The organism is Pseudaquabacterium rugosum (assembly GCF_038066575.1).
In the GTDB taxonomy this organism is placed as follows: domain Bacteria; phylum Pseudomonadota; class Gammaproteobacteria; order Burkholderiales; family Burkholderiaceae_C; genus Pseudaquabacterium; species Pseudaquabacterium rugosum.
The window spans coordinates 182,891-201,245 of sequence record NZ_JBBUTF010000009.1; the positions used below are offsets into that span (position 1 = coordinate 182,891).

Sequence of the window (18,355 nt, forward strand, 5' to 3'; positions counted from 1 at the left end):
TCCCGGGTCGTCCGACACACCACCTCCGGAGCCCGCCATGCTGCATTACGCCGTCATCTTCTTCGTCATCGCGCTGATCGCCGCGCTGTTCGGCTTCGGCGGCATCGCCGCCGGTGCCGCCGGCATCGCCAAGATCCTCTTCCTGGTCTTCCTGGTCATGGCCGTGGTCAGCTTCGTGGTGAGCCTGATCAAGAAGACCTGATGTCCGTGGCGCCCGCGTCGTCATTTTCTCCCAACCCCCAGCCTCAGGAGCCTGACATGAACGAGATCCATCCCCGCACCATCGCCGAGACCGTCGACGGCATGGCGCCGAAGGCCGACCGCATGGCCGCCAACATGGCGGCCAAGGCCGAGGGCGCGATCGATGCCGCCAAGGGCGCGGCCGACGATGCGCTGGACAGCCTGAAGTCCCAGGTGGGCGACCTGCGCAGGAACGTGCCCGACAACCTGGCCCGCGCCGCCAGCCAGGTCGACGAGCTGATCAAGCGCGGCATGGACAAGGCCCGCGACACCCAGGCGGCGGTGCGCGAGCGCGCCAGCCAGGCCGGCGAGCAGACGCGCGGCTACATCCGCGACGAGCCGATGAAGTCGGTGCTGATCGCCGCCGCGGCCGGTGCCACGCTGGCGGCCGTCATCTCCTGGCTGGGCCGCTCGCGGGGATCGAAGCCCTGAGGCCCTCCCCGCCACCCCGCCGCAAGCGATGCCCACCCGCTGAGCCCTGACCCGCCCGCCTGCCGACACCGACCATGATCCACCCCTTGTTCCGACTGTTGGCCTCCGAGCCCGGCAAGCTGGTGGAGCATGCCGGCGCCTATGCCGAGCTGGCGCGTGCGGAGACGGCCGGCAATGTGCGCGGCGTGGGCCGCCGTCTGGCCTGCCTGGCGGCGGCCGTGCTGCTGGGCGGCACGGCCGTCGGCCTGGCGGGCATGGCGGTGCTGCTGGCCGCCACCATCCCGCTGCAGCAGATGCCGCTGCCGGCCGCCCTGTGGCTGGTGCCGGCCGTGCCGGCGCTGGCCGCCGTGCTGTGCGCCTGGGTGGCCCGCCGCCCGATGCCCGGGCGTTGGCTGCCGACGGTGCGGGCGCAGTGGCAGGCCGATCTGGCCTTGCTGCGGCAACTGGAACGCCAGCCATGAGCCCGCCTCGGACCGGCCAGCCGCTCGAGGCCTCTACACCGCCCCGCCCCCTCTGGTGTGCCGGCCTGCCCGGCATCGACCCCCAGCGCCACTACGACGACGCCATGCGCGCGGCCCTGCTGCGCCTGCACGCCAGCCGGCTGCAGCTGGTGGCCGTGCTGCTGCCCGAGCCGGCCGCCGCCCGTCCGCAGGGCCGTGCCGCGCTGAAGCCGGCCGCCTGGTGGCGCTGGCTGCGCGCGCAGCTGCGCCGCTCGGCCCTGACGTCCGTGGTGAGCGACAGCCTGCGGCACCTGTGGCGCCACCACCCGTGGCGGCCCGCCGCCGACACCCTGCACGACACGCTGGCACCGGCCGTGCGCCAGCATCCGTGGGTGGCCGTCGCGCTGTCGGCCGGCCTGGGCGCGGCCGTGGTGGCCGCCCGCCCCTGGCAATGGCCGGTCCTGGCCCCGCATCTGGCCGCGGCCCCGCGCCAGGCCGGACACTGGGCGCTGCAGGAGCTGGGCCAGCGCCTGGCACCGTTGAACGGCCTGCAGGGCTGGGTGCTGACCGCCGTCGGCAGCGGCCTGGCCCGCCAGGTGGCGGCCGCCGTCCTGTCCTCCGGGCCGCCGGCCGACGACGCCCGCGGCGATGGCCGCCCGCAGATGCAGGCACGGCAGACCGACACCGACACCGACACCGACACCAACGCCAACGCCGACACCAAAGCCGCCCCCCTCGCCGGCGGTGTCGACCCGGCCGGCCGCACGGGCCCGACAGCGCCCCGCCATGGCTGAGACCGCAGCACCGGACGCGGTGCGCGCAGGCCGTCCGCCCGGGTCGCGGCACCGTCACCGAAACCTGCGAACATCGTCGCTGCCCGACGTCGGGCCGCACACGCCATGATCCGTACCGATCGCCCTTCCGCCGCCACCCGACCGGCGTGCCCCGGCACCCAGCATGCCCGGCACATCCGGCGCGCCCGCACGCACGCGTGGCAGGCCGCCACCGTGACGGCCACCGTCACCGGCACGCTGTGGCTGGCCGGCTGCAGCACCGCCGGCCCGGCCCACGACCGCCACGATGCACGGCTCTACCGCCTGCCACCCCAGGCCGTCCAGCCCTTGCCCAGCCTGCCGCAGGCCGAGGACGACCCGCTGGCCCGCCCGGCCTGGCGTCTGCAGCGGCCCCTGGGCTGGCCCGCCCATCTGGACGACGAACGCCTGCTGCTGCCGCGCCCCCAGGGCCAGTGGCCGGTGCCGCAGAACGACCGTTGGGCCGAGCCGCTGCGCGCCGCGGTCGAACGGCTGTTGCTGGCCGATCTGCAGGACCTGCGTGGCCCCGGTCGCGTCGACAGCGCGGCCTTGCCCGTGGCCGGCAGCGGGCGCCGCCTGCCGCTGCAGATCCAGGTGCTGGAGATGGACACCGCGCCCGACCGCCGCAGCCTGCGCCTGAGCGCGCGCTGGCGCCTGGGCCCGAGCAACGAGGGCACGATCATCGAATGCAGCCGCGCGCTGCAGGTGCCCGTCAGCGCGCCGACCCCCGAGGCCGTCGTGCTGGCCCATCGCGCCGCCATCGACCGCCTGGCCTGGGCCGTGGCCGCCACCCGGGCACGCGGCTGCCCGGACCTGGGAACGGCCGGGGTTTGAGCCCTCGAACCGGGCGGCGCGGCGACGACGCGCGGCGGCGCCTCAGTCGTTGAAGCTGCGCGGCAGCAGCAGCTCGAAGCGCGTGCCCTCACGGGGATGGCAGCGGCCGACCAGCGAGCCCCCCAGGCTGCGCACCAGGCGTTCGACCGCCTGCAGCCCCACGCCGAGCTGGGGCAGGGCCAGGCCATCGACGGCCACCCCGCTGCCGAACAGATGCTCGCGCGCGGTCTCGCCGGGCAGGCCGTCGACCAGCAGCGTCAGGCCGAGGCTGCGCCGGCCGCTGCCGTCGAGCATGAGGAGCAGCGGCTGCTCGTCGGCCAGCGCGGCCGCGGGCAGCAGCAGCGCGTCCAGGGCCGCCTCCAGGCGGGCGCGGTCGGCCTCCAGCGCCAGATCACCACTGCGCTCGATCTGCCAGCCGCCCGCCAGACCGCCGCGCGCATGCAGCGCCTGCAGCCGGGCCTCCAGCAGCGTGTCCAGCGCCAGGCGCTCCGGGCTCAGGGCGATGCCCGGCTCGGGCAGGTGGGACAGGGCCACCAGATGGTCCAGCTGGCGGGCCAGCAGGCCGGCGGCCGACTTGATGCGCGCGCCGGCCCGCTGGGCCGCCGGCACCTCGGCCATGCGCTGCAGCAGTTCGGCATTCATCGACAGGGCGGCGATCGGGGCCTTCAGGTCATGCGTCAGCGTCGACAGCATCAGGCCGTTGAGACGGCTCATGCGCTGCAGCTGCAGCATGCGCTGGGCCAGCTCGCGCCGCTGCCGGTCCAGCGCCAGGAACACCTGCACCTTCGAGCGCAGCACCTGCGGATCCAGCGGCTTGAACAGGAAGTCCACCGCGCCCGCCTCGTAGCCACGGAAGCTGCGCCGGTCCTGGTCGGAGCCGGCGGTCAGGAACATGATCGGGATGTGGCGGGTGCGCTGCGCCCCGCGCATCAGCTCGGCCAGCGAGAAACCGTCGATCTGCGGCATCTGCACGTCCAGCAGCGCCAGCGCCACGTCCTCGTGCGCCAGCAGCAGCTCCAGCGCCTGCTCACCGCTGCCGGCCTCCAGCACCTCCACGTCCAGCGGGTCGAGCAGGGCCCGCAGCGCGAGCCGGTTCTGCGCCAGATCGTCGACCAGCAGCACGCGCGGCCGCGGCAGGCTCAGGGCCAGGGCATCCGGCAGTGCCGGGCCGCTCGACGACGGGGTGCGGACCGATGGCGAGGACAGCGAATTCATGCGCAGGACTCCAGGCTGCAGGCGCGGCGGTACAAGCGCGCCGCGGGATCGGGATCGGCCAGAACGCGGAAACGGCCTTCGTGGCGGCCGAAGCGCAGGCTCTCGCGGTGGCCGAGGCCGAGAAAGCCGCCATGCACCAGCGCATCGGCGAACAGGCCCGTCGCACGGTCCTGCAGCGGCCGGTCGAAATAGATCATGACGTTGCGGCAGGAGACGGCCTGCACCTCCGAGAACACCGCGTCGGTGGCCAGGCTGTGCTCGGCGAACACCACGCTGCCGGCCAGCGCGGCATCGAACTCCAGCGCCTCGCCGACGATGGCGTAGTGGGCGCTGAGGGCCGCCGTGCCACCGGCGGCGTGGTACTGGCCGGTGTAGTGCGGCAGCCGCTCCAGCGGATAACGGCGCGCCTGAGCCCGCTCCAGCGCCGAGCCGCAGATGTCGGTGGCATAGATCAGCGTGCGGTCGAGCAGGCCGGCCTCCCGCAACAGGATGGCCAGCGACCACACCTCCTCGCCATGGCCACAGCCCGCCACCCACAGCTTGGCCGACGGGAAGGTGGCCAGCCAGGGCAGCAGCTCGCGGCGCAGGGCGCGGTAGTAGGCCGGATCGCGGAACAGGTCGCTCACCTGCACCGTCATCACCGGCATCAGGCGCTCGAAGGTGCCCGGCACCCGCAGCAGGTCCTGGCACAGCGCGTCCAGATCGGCGCAGTCCAGCGCGAGGCAGGCCTGCCGTGCCCGCCGCAGCAGCGAGCCCCGCGCATAACCGCGGAAGTCGACATGACGGTGCTGCAGCAGCAGGTGGATCAGGCGATCGAGGGCCGCGGCTTCGGTGTGGCCGGCGTCGGCGTCGAGGCCGGAAGGAGGGCCGGACACCATCGTCTGCGCCTCAGTTCGACAGCCAGACACGGCACAGCGAGATCAGCCGCTCGACATCCACCGGCTTGGACAGGTAGTCGTTGGCGCCGGCCTCCAGCGCCTGGGCCCGGTCGTCGGCCATCGCCTTGGCCGTCAGCGCGATCAGCGGCAGGCGCTCCATGCCGGGGCGCTGGCGGATCGCGCGCATCGCGCTCAGGCCGTCCATCTCCGGCATCATCAGGTCCATCAGCACCAGGTCGGGCAGCGGGTCCACCGCCAGGCGCTGCAAGGCCTGGCGGCCATCGCGTGCCACGTCCAGCACCACGCCCAGCGGCTCCAGCACGCTGGTCATCGCGAAGATGTTGCGCACGTCGTCCTCGACCAGCAGCACCCGACGCCCGTCGAGCACCGCATCGCGCCGGCGCGCCTGCTGCAGCAGCTGCCGCTGGGCATCGGGCAGCTGCGATTCGTCGCGGTGCAGGAACAGCGTGACCTCGTCGAGCAGCCGCTCGGGCGAGCGCGCCCCCTTGACGATGATGCTGTGCGAATGGCGGCGCAGCCGGGCCTCGTCGTCGCGCGACAGCGCGCGGCCGGTGTAGACGATGACCGGCGGCGGCACGGCCTGGGCGTCCTCGGCACGCGCCTGGGCGGCGAGCCGCTCCAGCAGCTCGAAGCCGCTGGCATCGGGCAGGTTCAGATCGGTGACGATGCAGTCGGGCACCCGCACACGCACGGCCTGCAGCGCCTGGTCGACACGGGCGACCGAGCGCACCTCCACGCCGGGGGCCTCCAGCAGCAGCTCGATGGTGCGCCGCAGGCCGGGGTCGTCCTCGACCACCAGCACCTGACGGGGAGCGGGCGCGGCACGGGCCCGCATCTCGCGCAGCGCCTGCACCAGGGCCTCACGTCCGGCGGGCTTGACCAGGTGGCCGACCGCCCCCATCGCGCCGGCCTGCGGCTGACGCGGCGCGGCCGACAGGATGTGCACCGGCAGATGGCGGGTGCGCAGATCGCGCTTGAGCCGCTCCAGCACCGACAGCCCGGAGATGTCGGGCAGCCCCAGATCCAGCAGCACGCCCACCGGCGCGGCCTGCGCCACCTCGCGCAGCGCCGACTCGCCGGTGCCGCACAGCGTCCAGCCCAGGCCCTCGTCCTCGATCAGGGCGGCCAGGCCGAGGGCGAAGGCCGCGTCGTCCTCGACCACCAGCACCGCGGGCGCGCCCTGCGGCCCGCCGCGCAGGGGCTGTGCGCCCTGGCGGCTGGCATCACGGCCGGGGCCGGGCCAGCCGATGTCGGTACCGGCCGACGCATCGGCGCCGTCAGGGGCGGCCGGCCGATGCGGTGACCACGGGCCGCTCAGGTCAGCGTCCAGGTCGGTCGCCGGATCGTCGTGCGATGGCCGCGGCAGCGCCATCGCACGGGCCGGGCCCGGTGCGACCGGCATCGCGGACGGGGGCGCGGTCGGCTGGGGTGGATGAGGAGAAGGCGCAGCGGCCGCCGCCGCCGGCTCGGGCATCACCGCCGGCAGGCGGACGCTGAACGTGCTGCCGTGGCCGGGCACGCTGACCAGCGTCAGCTGGCCGCCCAGGCGCTGCACCAGCTCGCGCGAGATGGTCAGCCCCAGGCCGGTGCCGCCGAACTCCCGGCTGGTGCTGCCGTCGGCCTGGCGGAAGGCCTCGAAGATCAGCTGCTGCTGCTCGGGGGCGATGCCCATGCCGGTGTCGATGACGTCGAAGCACACCCCGCCCGCCGGGCCGGCGGCCACCCGCAAGCGGACCTGACCGCGCGCCGTGAACTTCAGCGCATTGGCCAGCAGGTTGCGGAGCACCTGCTGCAGGCGCAGGCCGTCGCTGACGACGGCCGCCGGCGCCTCGTCCTCGACATCGATCAGCAGGCGCAGGCCGCGCTGCTCGGCCTGCGGCTGGAACTGCCCGCGCAGGCGCTCCAGCAGCGGTGCCAGCGACACCGCCTCGGCCTGCAGATCGGCATGACCGGCCTCGATCCGCGACAGGTCCAGGATGTCGTTGATCAGCAGCAGCAGGTCGTTGTTGGCCTCGTGGATGGCCTGGGCCCAACGCCGTTCCTCGTCGCCCAGCCGGCCGTGTCGGTCATCGATCAGCAGACGCGAGAGGATCAGCGAGCTGTTGAGCGGCGTGCGCAGCTCATGCGACATGTTGGCCAGGAACTCCGACTTGTAGCGGCTGGCCGTGGCCAGCGCACGCGCCTGCTCGCGCAAGGCGGTGCGTTGGGCCATGAGCTCGATCTGGCGCTGCTCCAGCCGCGCCGCATGGGCGGCCAGCTCACCGTGCACGCGCTCCAGCTCGGCCTGCTGCTGCTCCAGCTCGGCCTGTGACAGGCGCAGCGCATCGCCCTGTGCGGCCAGCTCGTCGTTGCTGCGGCGCAGGGCCTCCTGCTGGCACCTCAGTTCCTCGGTCTGGCGCTGGGTTTCCTCCAGCAGGCGCTGGCGCTCCTCGCGCACCCGCGCTGCGCCGAGTGCGGGGCCCAGCAGGGCATCCAGGCGCGCGGCCAGGCGCTCGACGGTCGGGCGGTGCAGCTGCGGCCGCACGATGGCCAGCTCCAGCAGACCGATGGTGTGCCCGCCCTCGCGCAAGGGCAGCAGCAGCAGATGCGGGCTGCGGCTGCGGCCGAGTGCGCTGCGCAGGCTCAGGTGGCCTTCGGGTGCGGGGCTGATCAGGCGCATCCGGCCATCCTCCGCGCACTGGCCCAGCAGGCCGTCGCCGGCATGCACGTGGGGCGCCAGCTGCGCCCGCTCGGCCCCGTGGCTGGCCGCCAGCGCCCAGCCATCGGCCTGCCCGACATAGCTGGCGGCCGCCAGCGCATCGAGCCGCAGCGCCAGCGTCTGCAGCACCCGCTCCAGCAGCTGCAGCGCACCGGGGTTGTCGGCCGCCAGCGGCGCGAGCCGGGCCTCGGTCTCCTGCAGCCAGAGCTCGCGGGCCAGCACATCGCGCTGGCGCAGCACCTGGGTGACGACGACGCCCAGGCCGACGAACAGCAGCACGCCCAGCAGACGGTTGAGCTGGGCCAGCTCGGCCATGGCCGCGGCGCGCACCGGCCCCCACAGATAGCCGAGGGCGATCAGCAGCGCCGACAGCAGCACCGTCAGCCAGACGAAGCCGATCCGGCGCTGCCACAACGTGGCGACCAGCGGCGCCACGTAGAGCGCCCAGACGGCCACGCCCAGCGGCGTCATCACGTCGACGACCAGCAGCAGGCCCAGCGTGGCCAGCACGCCGCCCTGCACCCAACGGTCACGGGGATAGGCCAGCGATGCGGGTGTCAGGACACTCATGCAGGACGTCAGGCCGGTGGGCGGAGGGTGGCAGGGCAGGCTCGGTTCACGACCCATTCTGCGAGGCCCTCGGCGCCCGCTCCTGTAGGAAGGCACCGACATCCCTGTAGGACGACGGCGCGAGCCGGCCGGCCGGCTGGCTCAGCCCGGCCGCTGCAGCCGCACCTCGGTCAGCGCGCCGCGGTCCGTCCGCGCCAGCACCCAGCCGCTGTCGACCAGCAGCAGATCCAGGGCCTGGGCGTCGATCATCTGCGCCGACGGCAGCGCCGGCAGGGCCGCACCGTCGCCACCGCCCGCGCCGGCCAGCGGCTCCAGCCCCAGCTGCAGGCCGTCGGCCAGCAGACGCGGCCGCCACAGCCGGGGGCCGGGCGCCGTGTCCTGCAGATGCATCAACAGCCCCAGCAGCAGATAGGGCAGCCGCGCCGCCTCGACCTCGTCCAGGCGCAGGCCAGGGCCCGGATCGGCGGCCTCCAGTGGCTCGACGCGGTGACCGCCCATCGAGGCCGCCGTCTGCACCAGCCGCAGCGCCTGCGCGGCCAGCTCGGCCCAGGCCTGCGGACGGGCCGACGCCGCATCCCACTGCCGCAGGGCCGCGACCATGCGCACGGCCTCCCCCACCTGCACATCGGCCTCGCCGATGCGACGCTGCAGATCCGCCGCATCGCTGGCCGCATCGGCAGCCCGCCGCTTGAGCACGGCCAGCCCCATGCGCAGCACCGACAGCGGCCCCAGCACGTCATGGCGCTGGATCGGCAGCACGCGCAGCAGGATGCGGTGGCGCACGCCGTCGGCCGCCCAGGCGCGCCACCGGTCGTCGTCGCTGCTGCGGGTGGCGGATGGGCTCATGGTCAGGTCCTGCGGGGGTGGAGACGACGGGGCGAGGCGCATGCAGACGGGCGAACACAGGGGCGGCGGGCACGCCCGTCGGCCCAGGGGCGGACGAGCCTACCACCGCCGCCTGCGATGTCGATGCCGGCGCCGAGACCGAGGTCGAGACCGATGCCGAAGTCGACCCCGGCCAGCGCGCGGATCGCGCATCTTGTGCGCAGGCGGTGCCGCGGGCCTGTCAGCCCGGGGCGGGCCTGCCTGTCGGACCAGCCCTACAGCGCAGCGCCTGCGCGCGCCCGTCCGACAGGCCCACGCGGGCATCGCCGACAGCCGGCCGGCCGGCGCTGCAGTCTGATCAGCGCGGACCGGGACGGCCCGCCCCGCGTCACCCACCCCTTCCACTCCGACGAGCTCCCGGCACCGCCATGAGAACCTGGACCTGCCTGTGCGGCGCCACGCTGCACTTCCACAACCTGAACTGCCTGGCCTGCGGGCGCAGCATCGGCTACGACCCGCGGCGCGACCGGATGGTGAGCGGCGAGCCGTGTGCCGACCCCGCCGCACGGCCCGGGGCCGGCAGCGCCCTGCCCCCGGACGGGCCTGACGGCCTGCGGCCCTGCGCCCACCGCAGCGCCGCACCGGCCTGCAACTGGCTGATCGCGCCCCGCGACCAGGACGGCGACCCCGCCGGCCGCTGCCTGAGCTGTCGCCTGACCGGCCTGGCGCCCGACCAGCGCATCGACGGCCACGACAGGCGCTGGGCCCGGATCGAGCGCGCCAAGCGCCGTGTGCTGCGCACGCTGGAGCAGCTCGGACGCTCGCCGTGGGACGGCCCGGCCACCGCGGACAGCCGCGTCGCGGCCCCGCCGCTGTGCTTCCACCTGCTGGCCGGCACACCGCAGCAGGCGGTGCTCACCGGCCATGCCGACGGCCTGGTGACGCTGAACATCGCCGAGACCGATGACGTCGAACGTGAGCGGCGCCGCGTCGCCTTCGATGAACCGTGGCGCACGCTGCAGGGCCATCTGCGCCACGAGCTCAGCCACTGGCTGCAATGGCGCGACCTGGCACCCGATGCCCACGCCACCGCCGTGATCCGCCACCACTTCGGCGACGAGCGCGACGACTACGCCCAGGCCCTGCAGCACCACCACACCCACGGCGCCCCTGCCGACTGGGCCGGACGCCACATCAGCCCCTATGCCGCCAGCCACCCCTGGGAGGACTGGGCCGAGACCTGCGCGCACTACCTGCTCATCCGGGACACCCTGGAGACCGCCGGACACTGGGGTCTGCGCATGGACGACGCCGGCACCGAGCGCGATTTCCGCCGCCGGCCCGACGAGGCGCCGGACGCCCCGCGCGGCGCCGGCAGCCCGGATTTCCAGGCCCTGCTGGTCGAACGCTGGATGCCGCTGGCCCGCCTGGTCAACGCGCTGGACCGCTCGGTGGGCCTGCGCGATCCCTACCCGTTCACGCTGTCCGATACCGTGCTGGAGAAGCTCAGCGTGGTGCATGCGCTGGTGGACCGCGGCGCCCCTCGGTCCGAGCCGTGGTGAGCAGGCCGGTCGCCCACGAAAAAGCGGGCGTGATGCCGCTGCATCACGCCCGTCAAGCAGCCAGCCGGGGACACCAGGACAGGGCTGGATGCACAGGAGCCGGGGGGACGGATCGCCGCTGCGGCGACCCGCAGGTCCGTGGTTGCGATCAGTAGGTGGTGCGCCAGCCGATGGTGCGGGTGTTGAGGGACTCGCGGCCATGGCCCTCGACCGGCACCATGTAGCGGTCGTAGCTGACGACGATCTGCGAGCGCTCGCCCAGGTCGAAGGCGACGCCGACGCCGCCGCTCAGGCCCAGTCCTGTCTCGCGGCCCGACGGCAGGGTGGACAGCGCCGAGGTGTCGGCCTTGCTGGTGGCCAGGACCGCGCCCAGCTTGACGTAGGGCGTGATGCGGTCGAAGGGCAGCTTGCCGACGGCCGACCAGCTCAGGCCATCCACGGTGGTGTCGCCGCCGCCGCGCTGGAACTGGCCCAGGCGGCCGATGCCCAGCTCGGTGGCGAAGTGGCGGTCGACGTTCTGGCCGAACTGCAGTTGCAGTGCGTGGCCCGACGCGTCGTTGGGGAAGGCCGGATCACGGGAGGTGGACAGACCGGATCCGCCGTAGCTCAGACCCCAGTAGCGGCCGTTCACGCCATCGTAGGCCTGGGCCGTGCCCAGGGCCCCCGCCAGGCCCAGGCCGGCCAGCAGGACACGCAGCGAACGCGAGGAGAAGGTCGTGGTGTTCATCGAAGTGCCTTTCAAGACAACGGGTTTCGGTGGGATGAAGTCTGCGCCGGGGCCTGATTCCAGCGGGTAGGACGACCGGTCTTCCCGGAGGTGGGATGGATCGCCTTCGCCCGTAGGACAGTCCTGACGCTGAACATGAGGCGACGCGTCGCCTCAGCGCGGATGGACGATCAGGTCGACGCGACGGTTCAGCGCCTGGCTGATCGACGGGCGCAGCCCGGGATCGTCGGCCCGTTGACCGCCGGCCACCACCACGATGCGTTCGGCCGGGATGCCGCGGGCCACCATGTAGGCCCGCGCCGCCTCGGCACGGCGCAGGGAGAGCGCATCGTTGTGGGCCGCCGCACCGGTGCTGTCGGCATGGCCGACGACCTGCACGGTCCAGTCGGCCATGTCGGGCTGCTGCATCAGGTAGACGGCATCCTCGACCTGGGCCAGCATGCTGGCGCTCAGCTCATCGCTGCCGTGCGGGAAGATCAGCGAGGCCGACAGCGTCACGCCATAGGCCCGCGGCGTCGGATCGGGCCCGACGATCGGGATGGCCGGATCCGGTTGCGCGTCGATGCGCATCGGCCGGCCGTCGATCAGGCTGTCCAGCAAGGCCAGATCCTGTTGCACGACGGCGGGCGGCTCGGCATGGACGCCGTGGGCTTCAGGCGTCGGGCTCTGGGCCCGTGCGGCACCGGTCGTCAGCAGGGCGGCGGCGGACAGGGCCAGCGCAGCGCCACGCCAGGATCGGTGCGCGAGGCCGGTGCGGCCGCGGAGGGCGGCAGGGGCGGTGGCAGAGGTGGTGGCGGTGGCTTCTCGGCGGCAGGAAACGAGGGTCTCGGACATGACGGACTCCATGAGGTGATGCGACAGGACCTGCCGCGGCGGATGACCTCATGTTGCGCGGCAGCGGCGCGCCTGCCCATCGTCACAGCCCGCGTCAGGCTGTAGGACAGCGGGCCACCGGACGCATCAACCAGACCAGGGCCAGCATGCCGAGGGCCAGCAGCCAGCCGGCCACCACGTCACTCGGATGGTGCAGCTGCAGCAGCGGGCGCGTCAGGCCCGTGGACAGCCCCAGCACCAGCCACGCGATGGCCACGCTGCGGCGCCATGGACGCAGACGGCCGCGTCCGGTGGCCGCCTCCGGGCCCTGGTCCCGGCCGGCCAGGCTCACCGTCAGCAGCGCGAACAGACCGTACAGGAACAGCCCGCCGGCCGCGTGCCCACTCGGGAAGCTGGCGCCCGAGACCAGGACCCAACCATCGTCCTGATGGGCCGGCCGTGGACGGTCCACCCAGGCCTTGCACAGGCGGATCAGCCCGCCATGCACCGCCGCGGCCAGCGGCAGGCGCCAGGCCCAGCCCCGCGCGCCGATGCGCCACAGCAGCACGGCCGCGGCGCAGCACACCAGCGTCATCACCGGGCCGTCCCCCGCACGCGAGACGATGGCCAGGGCGTGGCGCGGCCCTGGCTGCAGCAGCACGCTGTCCTGCAGGGCCTGGGCGAAGCGCGCATCGCCCTGTTCGATGCCTGTGGCGATCGCCGTGCCGATGCCGGTGGCGATCGTGGCCAGAGCCGACAGCCAGGGCCCGGCCACCGGGCCCGATGCCGGCCCGGGGCCCGGCGGCAGCGGATCCGCGCCGGTGCCGGCCGCCGCCAGACGCAGCGCCAGCCCGACCAGAACCAGCGTCGACCAGGCGGCCCACAGCACCGCCAGCGCCGGCCAGACGCGGCGCCGGGGCGGAACGATCCGCCGCGGACCGCAGGACCGCGCCACACCGCGGAACGCGCGGGACCGCACGCGGGAAAGATCAGAAGACCGGCCGAAGGACATGAGGGGAAAAAGCTGGAGGAGCGACGAGAAGAGCGACGACAGGATCGAGGCAGGATCGAGGGCGGAGGCGGCGAGCGAGGGGCGCGGACGAGGCCGCGCCGCAGCCGATGGATTCCATTGTGAGGCGCCGCCCGGTGATGCGCAGCCCCTGTAGGCCGCATCCCACGCCATGCCGCTGCGTTGTCCTGTCGCGGGATCGACGCGTCCACCGCAAGATGCGCTGACCGACCCGACCGGCGGCCGATGTCCGGCTCGCCGGCCGGTGTCGGGCATCACCCTCCGCGGCGCACGCCGCTCACGTCAAAGGACAGACCATGAACTCCGACCAGATCAAGGGCGAGCTGAAGCAGGTTGCCGGCAAGGTCCAGCAGAAGGCCGGCGAGCTGATCGACAGCCCCACGCAGATCAGCGAAGGCGTGAAGAAGCAGATCGAGGGCCGCGTGCAGAAGGCGGTCGGCGACGTCAAGGACGCCGTGAACAAGGCCAAGGACTGAGCCTGGCACCGGGCCGGGCCCCTCGTTTCGACTCAGTTCGACCCGGCCCAGCGCATCAGGCCGTGCAGCGGAGGCATCGCGCCGATCCGGCTGCCCGGCCCCGGGCCGTGGCAGACCCGGTCACGGCCCTGGTGCTTGGCCGCGTACAGCGCGGCGTCCGCGGCCTCCATCAGCGCGACCGGCCCCACCGGCTGCAGCGCATCGGCCAGCGTGGCCACCCCGACCGACACACTGACGCGGTCTCCCGCCCCCGGTGCCCCGTGGGCCAGGCGCAGGCCACGGATGCCGCGCAGCAGCCGATGGGCGACCACCCAGGCGCCGTCGGCACCGGTATCGGCCAGCAGCAGCGCGAACTCCTCGCCCCCGTGGCGGGCCGCGCAGTCGGTGGGCCGCTGGGCCAGCCGGCCGATGACCCGCGCGATCTCGCGCAGGCAGGCATCCCCCGCCGCGTGGCCGTGACTGTCGTTGTAACGCTTGAAATGGTCGACATCGACCAGCAGCAGCGACAAGGGCCGCTGCTGGCGACAGGCGCGCTGGCACTCGCGCTGCAGGGTCAGATCGAACAGGCGCCGGTTGGCCAGCCCCGTCAGCGCATCCGTCCGGGCGTCGTCCCGCCAGCGCACCGCCTGGCCGCCCAGGCGCAGCAGCGCGGCCAGCCGGGCCCGCAGCACCGCATCACAGGCATCCAGCGCCAGCGCCGCGCAGCAGCCCGCATGCAGCAGCGCGGTCTCGGTGGCGCCGTGGCCGTCCGGCTGGGTCAGCAGGGCGATCTGCGGCGGTGCCGCCTCGCCCAGCGCGGCCCGGCAGTCCTGCACGTGCTTCGCCGCACGGGCGCATTGGCGCGGATCGACCAGGTGCAGCAGCAGGTCGGTCTGCGCGCAGGCCATGACCTGGCGGGGCCAGTGGCGCACCACCACGTCGGCCAGGCCGTCGAGCAGCCGGCGCACCCGGGCCAGACGCCGCGCCGCCACGCCGTCACCCGCAGCGCCGGACAGGCCAGGGTCGTCCACCCCGGCGCCCACCGGGGTGCCGGTGGCCCCCGTGAGCGTGACCCGCGGCAGCACGGGCAGGGCCAGCGGAGGCGAAGCGGACTGGAGCATCGTCGGACCCGATCGGCAGGAAGGAAGGGGAGCGCGCACAGGGCGTGCGGCACGCGGCACGGCGTCCATCGTCGATGAGCGCGTCCAGGCAGGCTGCCAGAGCGTTGCGCTGCTGTCTGTCGGAAGACACGCCGTGTCGGTCCCCGCCTACGGACGAGCGCGCCGGCGGACGACAGGCCCGCGCCGTCATGCACCGCACGATGACGGGTATCCAGCCGCGATCCGGCTGGCCTTGCCACGGAGGTTCCCGCATGCATCCCCACCACCACACGATGCGCGAGCTGTTCGATCAGCTCGGCCTGTCCAGCAGCCCTCAGGAGCGACAGCGCTTCATCGAGGCCCACCGGCCCCTGCCACCCGGCCAGCGCCTGGCGGCCGCCCCGTTCTGGTCGGCCGCACAGGCCGAGTTCCTCCAGCAGTCGCAGGCCGAGGACAGCGACTGGACCATCCTGATCGACACCTTGAGCGTCCAGCTGCGACGCTCCGGCCGGGCCTAGGCCGCGGCCACCCGCGGGCGCGGCGGCTCGACCGTCGGCCGCCCGCCACCGGCACCGGCCGCAGGACCGGCCGCAGGACCGGCCGGCGGCGCCACCGTCGGCGCCGAGCCGGTGGCCAGGGTGGTCGTGAGCGTCCGCGCCGCTGCCGGCGGACCGGCCACGTTCAGCGTCTGGGTGGGAAACGCGAAGGCCGCGCCCAAGGGCGGCAGCTCGCGCAGCAGGCCCAGGTTGAGGGTCTGCTGCAGATCCATGTAGTCCATGTAGGACGGCGTGGTCACGTGGTAGACCACCTCGAAGTCCAGGCTGCTGGCCCCCAGCTCGACCAGATGGCAGCGGTCGAAGCGGGCCTTGCCGGCCGTCTCCACCAGCCGCCGGACGATGGCCGGGATGCCGGCCAGCACGTCGGCCGGCGTGTCGTAGGTGACGCCGAAGCGGAACGACACCCGCCGCTCGTCCATGCGCTTGAAGTTGCGGATGCGGCTCTTGAGCAGATCGGCGTTGGACATCACCAGCTCCTCGCCGCTGGTGGCCTGGATGCGGGTGGTCTTCAGGCCCACCTGGCGCACCGTGCCGCTCAGGCCGTCGACCTGGATGGCATCGCCGACCAGAAAGGGCTTGTCGATGGCGATCGACAGCGAGGCGAACAGGTCGCCCAGGATGTTCTGCACCGCCAGGGCCACCGCGATGCCGCCGATGCCCAGCGAGGCCACCAGCGCGGTGATGTTGAAGCCCAGGTTGTCCAGCAGCAGCAACAGCAGCAACGACCACATCAGGATGCGGGCGACGAACTCCACGATGGCGATGTGCGACTGCAGCCGCACGTCATCCTGCGCCGCGCGGGCCGCCTGGCGCTGCTGCAGCCAGGCCGACAGGCCGGCCTGCAGCCAGAGCCCGATCTGCAGCACCACGACGACGAGCAGCGCCGGATCGACCTGCGCGGCCAGACGCTCGGGCAAGGCGCCCTGGGCCGCCACCAGGCGCAGACCGACGGCCGCCGCACCCAGCGTCAGCGCCCAGCCACGGGTGGCGCGCACGGCCGCCAGCGCCACGTCGTGGAGCACCGTCGGGCCGTGCGCCGAGCGCCGTTGCAGACGGCCCAGGACCTGCTGTCGCACGACACGCAGGGCCAGCGCCAGCAAGACACCGGCCCCCAGGCCGGAACCCCAGGCCCAGGCCCAGGTGGGCCCCTGGGTGCGCAGCCATTGCGGCAGATCGTTCATCGTCCAGTCCATCGTGTGCTCCTTTGGCGCCGATGGTGCGGTGCGGGATGCAGGCGGTCTGTCAGGCCGGTCCGAAGGGCCTGTAGGACCGCGCCGTCATCGCCCGAAGCACCGCGCGCGGCACCGTGTGCGGCCGCATCGCGCGAGGCGCTCCGGCGTCGTCCTACAGCCTGCAGCGCGACGATCCGACGGTCCGCGGCCGGCACGCTGCCTACAGTGCATTCCATGCCTGCCGCGCCGCGAGAGCGGTCACCGCACACAGACCCGCACAGACCCGGCAACCCGCCGACACCCGGCCCCGCGCAGGTCCCATCCACTTCGCCGAGGACACCCGATGCTGACCAAGACCGCCCCTGCCCGCAAGCGCTCACCGGCACCTGACGAGGACGCTGCCGCACCGTCGCTGACGCTCGATGAAGCGGCCCTGGCCCGGGCCCGGGCCCGCGAGCAGCTGGACGACGGGGCCGTGACGCCCGGCTTCGGCCCCTGGCGTGACGACATCGTGCGGCTGCTCAACGGCGCGCTGGCCACCGAGCTGGTGTGCGTGCTGCGCTACAAGCGCCACCACTTCACCGCGCACGGTCTGGCCTCGCCGGCCATCGCCGACGAGTTCATGGTGCACGCCGGAGAGGAAGCCGGCCATGCCGACCGTCTGGCCGAACGCATCGTGCAACTGGGCGGAGAGCCCGACTTCTGTCCGTCCACGCTGGTCGAGCGCAGCCATGCCGACTACGACGACTCGGCCGACCTCCAGGCCATGGTGCGCGCCAACCTGGTCGCCGAACGCGTGGCCGTCGAGAGCTACCGCCAGATGATCGGGCTCATCGGCGACAAGGATCCGACCACCCGCCGCCTGCTCGAACAGATCCTGGCCGACGAGGAAGAGCATGCCGACGAGATGAAGGATCTGCTGGAGCACTGAGCTCCTGCGCCTCACCTCCCCGCCTTCACCCGCCCATCCTGCACACCTGTCCCACCGGAGCATTCATCATGATCACCCGCACCGCCTCCCGCACCCTGGCCGCCGTCGTCACCGCCGTGGCCGCGCTCACCGTCCTGCCGGGCTGCGCCGTCAGCCGCGGCCAGTCCAGCATCGGCGAGTACGTCGACGACGTGGCCATCACCAGCGCCATCAAGGCGCGCTACATCGAGGCCAAGAGCGTGGACGCGACCTCGGTCAAGGTCGAGACCCTCAACGGTGAAGTCATGCTCTCGGGCTTCGCCAAGTCCTCGGACGAGCGCAGCTCGGCGGAATCGATCGCGCGCCAGGTCAAGGGCGTGAAGACCGTGCGCAACGAGATCGTGGTCCGCAGCTGATCGCCGCCGGACACCCCCCGCGAGACCCTCGCGCTCGACAGCAGGCCCGGCGCACCGACCGCCCGGGCCGTAGGAATGCGCTGACATGCTGGCCCATCACGTTCCGACACCCTGCCCGGATGAGCTGCGCATAATCCGCAGCATGGGCCTGCCGCAGCGGGACGGGCCTGTTCGACATGCCGCGCACAGCCCGTTTCCAGCCCCCGACCGATCGCCCGCCCCTGAAGCGGTGCAACCCCCGATGAGCGGGCGCGAGCGTCCGCTGCGCTGCTTCCTGATCGAGGACAGCGCCCTCATCCGCCAGAACCTGCAGGCCACGCTGGAGGAACTGCTGGGGGCCCGCGTCGTCGGCCATGCCGAGGACGAGAGCGCCGCCCTGCAGTGGCTGCGCAACCATCCGGGCGAGGCCGATGTCGCCGTCGTCGACCTGTTCCTGCGCAGCGGCTCCGGTCTGGAGGTGCTGCGCCACGCGCCGCGGGGCATGCAGCAGCCGCGCCTGATCGTGCTGAGCAACTACGCCACGCTGGACATGCGCCGCCGCTGCACGGCGCTGGGGGCCGACGCGGTCTTCGACAAGTCCTCGGAGCTGGAGGAACTGCTGGCCTACTGCGAACGCCTGCAGGACGACGAGCGTCCCGCGCACTGAAC

General features: G+C 73.5%; 20 protein-coding genes. 11 read left to right on the forward strand and 9 right to left on the reverse strand.

Annotated features, from left to right (window positions below; translation table 11 throughout):
• Positions 1–37: 37 nt before the first annotated feature.
• The 5 genes from AACH11_RS12075 (at position 38) to AACH11_RS12095 (ending at position 2,758) form a co-directional block, all read left to right on the forward strand.
• Positions 38–202, forward strand: coding sequence for a DUF1328 domain-containing protein (locus tag AACH11_RS12075; protein WP_341374481.1), 165 nt, complete (start codon positions 38–40; stop codon positions 200–202).
• Between the two features lie 56 nt (positions 203–258).
• On the forward strand, positions 259–672 hold the full coding sequence (locus AACH11_RS12080) for a hypothetical protein (protein WP_341374482.1): 414 nt from the start codon (positions 259–261) through the stop codon (positions 670–672).
• A gap of 74 nt (positions 673–746) precedes the next feature.
• Positions 747–1,133, forward strand: a complete 387-nt coding sequence (locus AACH11_RS12085) for a phage holin family protein (protein ID WP_341374483.1) — start codon at positions 747–749, stop codon at positions 1,131–1,133.
• The gene (locus AACH11_RS12090; RefSeq protein ID WP_341374484.1) at positions 1,130–1,906 is read left to right on the forward strand and encodes a hypothetical protein; all 777 of its coding nucleotides are present in this window, start codon (positions 1,130–1,132) and stop codon (positions 1,904–1,906) included. Before AACH11_RS12085 ends, AACH11_RS12090 begins: the two co-directional genes overlap by 4 nt.
• A 105-nt stretch (positions 1,907–2,011) precedes the next feature.
• Entirely contained in the window at positions 2,012–2,758 is a 747-nt protein-coding gene (locus AACH11_RS12095) for a PqiC family protein (RefSeq protein WP_341374485.1), read from the forward strand.
• Between the two features lie 42 nt (positions 2,759–2,800).
• On the opposite strand, the gene AACH11_RS12100 is transcribed toward AACH11_RS12095, so the two are convergent.
• The 4 genes from AACH11_RS12100 to AACH11_RS12115 form a co-directional block, all read right to left on the reverse strand.
• Positions 2,801–3,973, reverse strand: a complete 1,173-nt coding sequence (locus tag AACH11_RS12100) for an ATP-binding response regulator (protein WP_341374486.1) — start codon at positions 3,971–3,973, stop codon at positions 2,801–2,803.
• Entirely contained in the window at positions 3,970–4,851 is an 882-nt protein-coding gene (locus AACH11_RS12105) for a CheR family methyltransferase (protein WP_341374487.1), read from the reverse strand. Before AACH11_RS12105 ends, AACH11_RS12100 begins: the two co-directional genes overlap by 4 nt.
• A 10-nt stretch (positions 4,852–4,861) precedes the next feature.
• Positions 4,862–8,140 carry a hybrid sensor histidine kinase/response regulator gene (locus tag AACH11_RS12110; RefSeq protein WP_341374488.1) on the reverse strand — a complete coding sequence of 1,093 codons (3,279 nt, stop codon included), beginning with the start codon at positions 8,138–8,140 and terminating at the stop codon, positions 4,862–4,864.
• Between the two features lie 141 nt (positions 8,141–8,281).
• Complete coding sequence (locus AACH11_RS12115) at positions 8,282–8,986, reverse strand: hypothetical protein (protein WP_341374489.1); 705 nt, start codon at positions 8,984–8,986, stop codon at positions 8,282–8,284.
• A 407-nt stretch (positions 8,987–9,393) separates the two neighbouring features.
• Between AACH11_RS12115 and AACH11_RS12120 the strand changes: the two genes are divergently transcribed.
• Positions 9,394–10,527 (forward strand): zinc-binding metallopeptidase family protein, encoded by a 1,134-nt coding sequence (locus AACH11_RS12120; RefSeq protein WP_341374490.1) that lies wholly within the window; start codon positions 9,394–9,396, stop codon positions 10,525–10,527.
• A 148-nt stretch (positions 10,528–10,675) separates the two neighbouring features.
• Here AACH11_RS12120 and AACH11_RS12125 read toward each other — a convergent pair whose 3' ends face one another.
• The 3 genes from AACH11_RS12125 to AACH11_RS12135 form a co-directional block, all read right to left on the reverse strand.
• On the reverse strand, positions 10,676–11,254 hold the full coding sequence (locus AACH11_RS12125; RefSeq protein ID WP_341374491.1) for an outer membrane beta-barrel protein: 579 nt from the start codon (positions 11,252–11,254) through the stop codon (positions 10,676–10,678).
• A gap of 153 nt (positions 11,255–11,407) precedes the next feature.
• Positions 11,408–12,088 (reverse strand): OmpA family protein, encoded by a 681-nt coding sequence (locus AACH11_RS12130; RefSeq protein WP_341374492.1) that lies wholly within the window; start codon positions 12,086–12,088, stop codon positions 11,408–11,410.
• A 94-nt stretch (positions 12,089–12,182) separates the two neighbouring features.
• Positions 12,183–12,956: a phosphatase PAP2 family protein gene (locus tag AACH11_RS12135; protein WP_341374493.1), complete on the reverse strand. Its 774-nt coding sequence runs from the start codon at positions 12,954–12,956 to the stop codon at positions 12,183–12,185.
• A 437-nt stretch (positions 12,957–13,393) separates the two neighbouring features.
• On the opposite strand from AACH11_RS12135, the gene AACH11_RS12140 reads away from it, so the two are divergent.
• Positions 13,394–13,573: a CsbD family protein gene (locus AACH11_RS12140; protein ID WP_341374494.1), complete on the forward strand. Its 180-nt coding sequence runs from the start codon at positions 13,394–13,396 to the stop codon at positions 13,571–13,573.
• Between the two features lie 32 nt (positions 13,574–13,605).
• On the opposite strand, the gene AACH11_RS12145 is transcribed toward AACH11_RS12140, so the two are convergent.
• Positions 13,606–14,673, reverse strand: a complete 1,068-nt coding sequence (locus tag AACH11_RS12145) for a GGDEF domain-containing protein (protein WP_341374495.1) — start codon at positions 14,671–14,673, stop codon at positions 13,606–13,608.
• 251 nt (positions 14,674–14,924) lie between these two features.
• On the opposite strand from AACH11_RS12145, the gene AACH11_RS12150 reads away from it, so the two are divergent.
• Positions 14,925–15,170 (forward strand): DUF2789 family protein, encoded by a 246-nt coding sequence (locus AACH11_RS12150; protein ID WP_341374496.1) that lies wholly within the window; start codon positions 14,925–14,927, stop codon positions 15,168–15,170.
• Here AACH11_RS12150 and AACH11_RS12155 read toward each other — a convergent pair.
• Entirely contained in the window at positions 15,167–16,402 is a 1,236-nt protein-coding gene (locus tag AACH11_RS12155; protein WP_341374497.1) for a mechanosensitive ion channel family protein, read from the reverse strand. The genes AACH11_RS12150 and AACH11_RS12155 overlap by 4 nt on opposite strands.
• A 322-nt stretch (positions 16,403–16,724) precedes the next feature.
• On the opposite strand from AACH11_RS12155, the gene AACH11_RS12160 reads away from it, so the two are divergent.
• From AACH11_RS12160 to AACH11_RS12170, 3 genes are all read left to right on the forward strand, one after another.
• Positions 16,725–17,312 carry a ferritin-like domain-containing protein gene (locus AACH11_RS12160; RefSeq protein ID WP_341374498.1) on the forward strand — a complete coding sequence of 196 codons (588 nt, stop codon included), beginning with the start codon at positions 16,725–16,727 and terminating at the stop codon, positions 17,310–17,312.
• Positions 17,313–17,380: 68 nt separating this feature from the next.
• Positions 17,381–17,707: a BON domain-containing protein gene (locus AACH11_RS12165; protein ID WP_341374499.1), complete on the forward strand. Its 327-nt coding sequence runs from the start codon at positions 17,381–17,383 to the stop codon at positions 17,705–17,707.
• A 229-nt stretch (positions 17,708–17,936) separates the two neighbouring features.
• Positions 17,937–18,353, forward strand: coding sequence for a response regulator (locus tag AACH11_RS12170; RefSeq protein ID WP_341374500.1), 417 nt, complete (start codon positions 17,937–17,939; stop codon positions 18,351–18,353).
• Positions 18,354–18,355 lie beyond the last annotated feature (2 nt).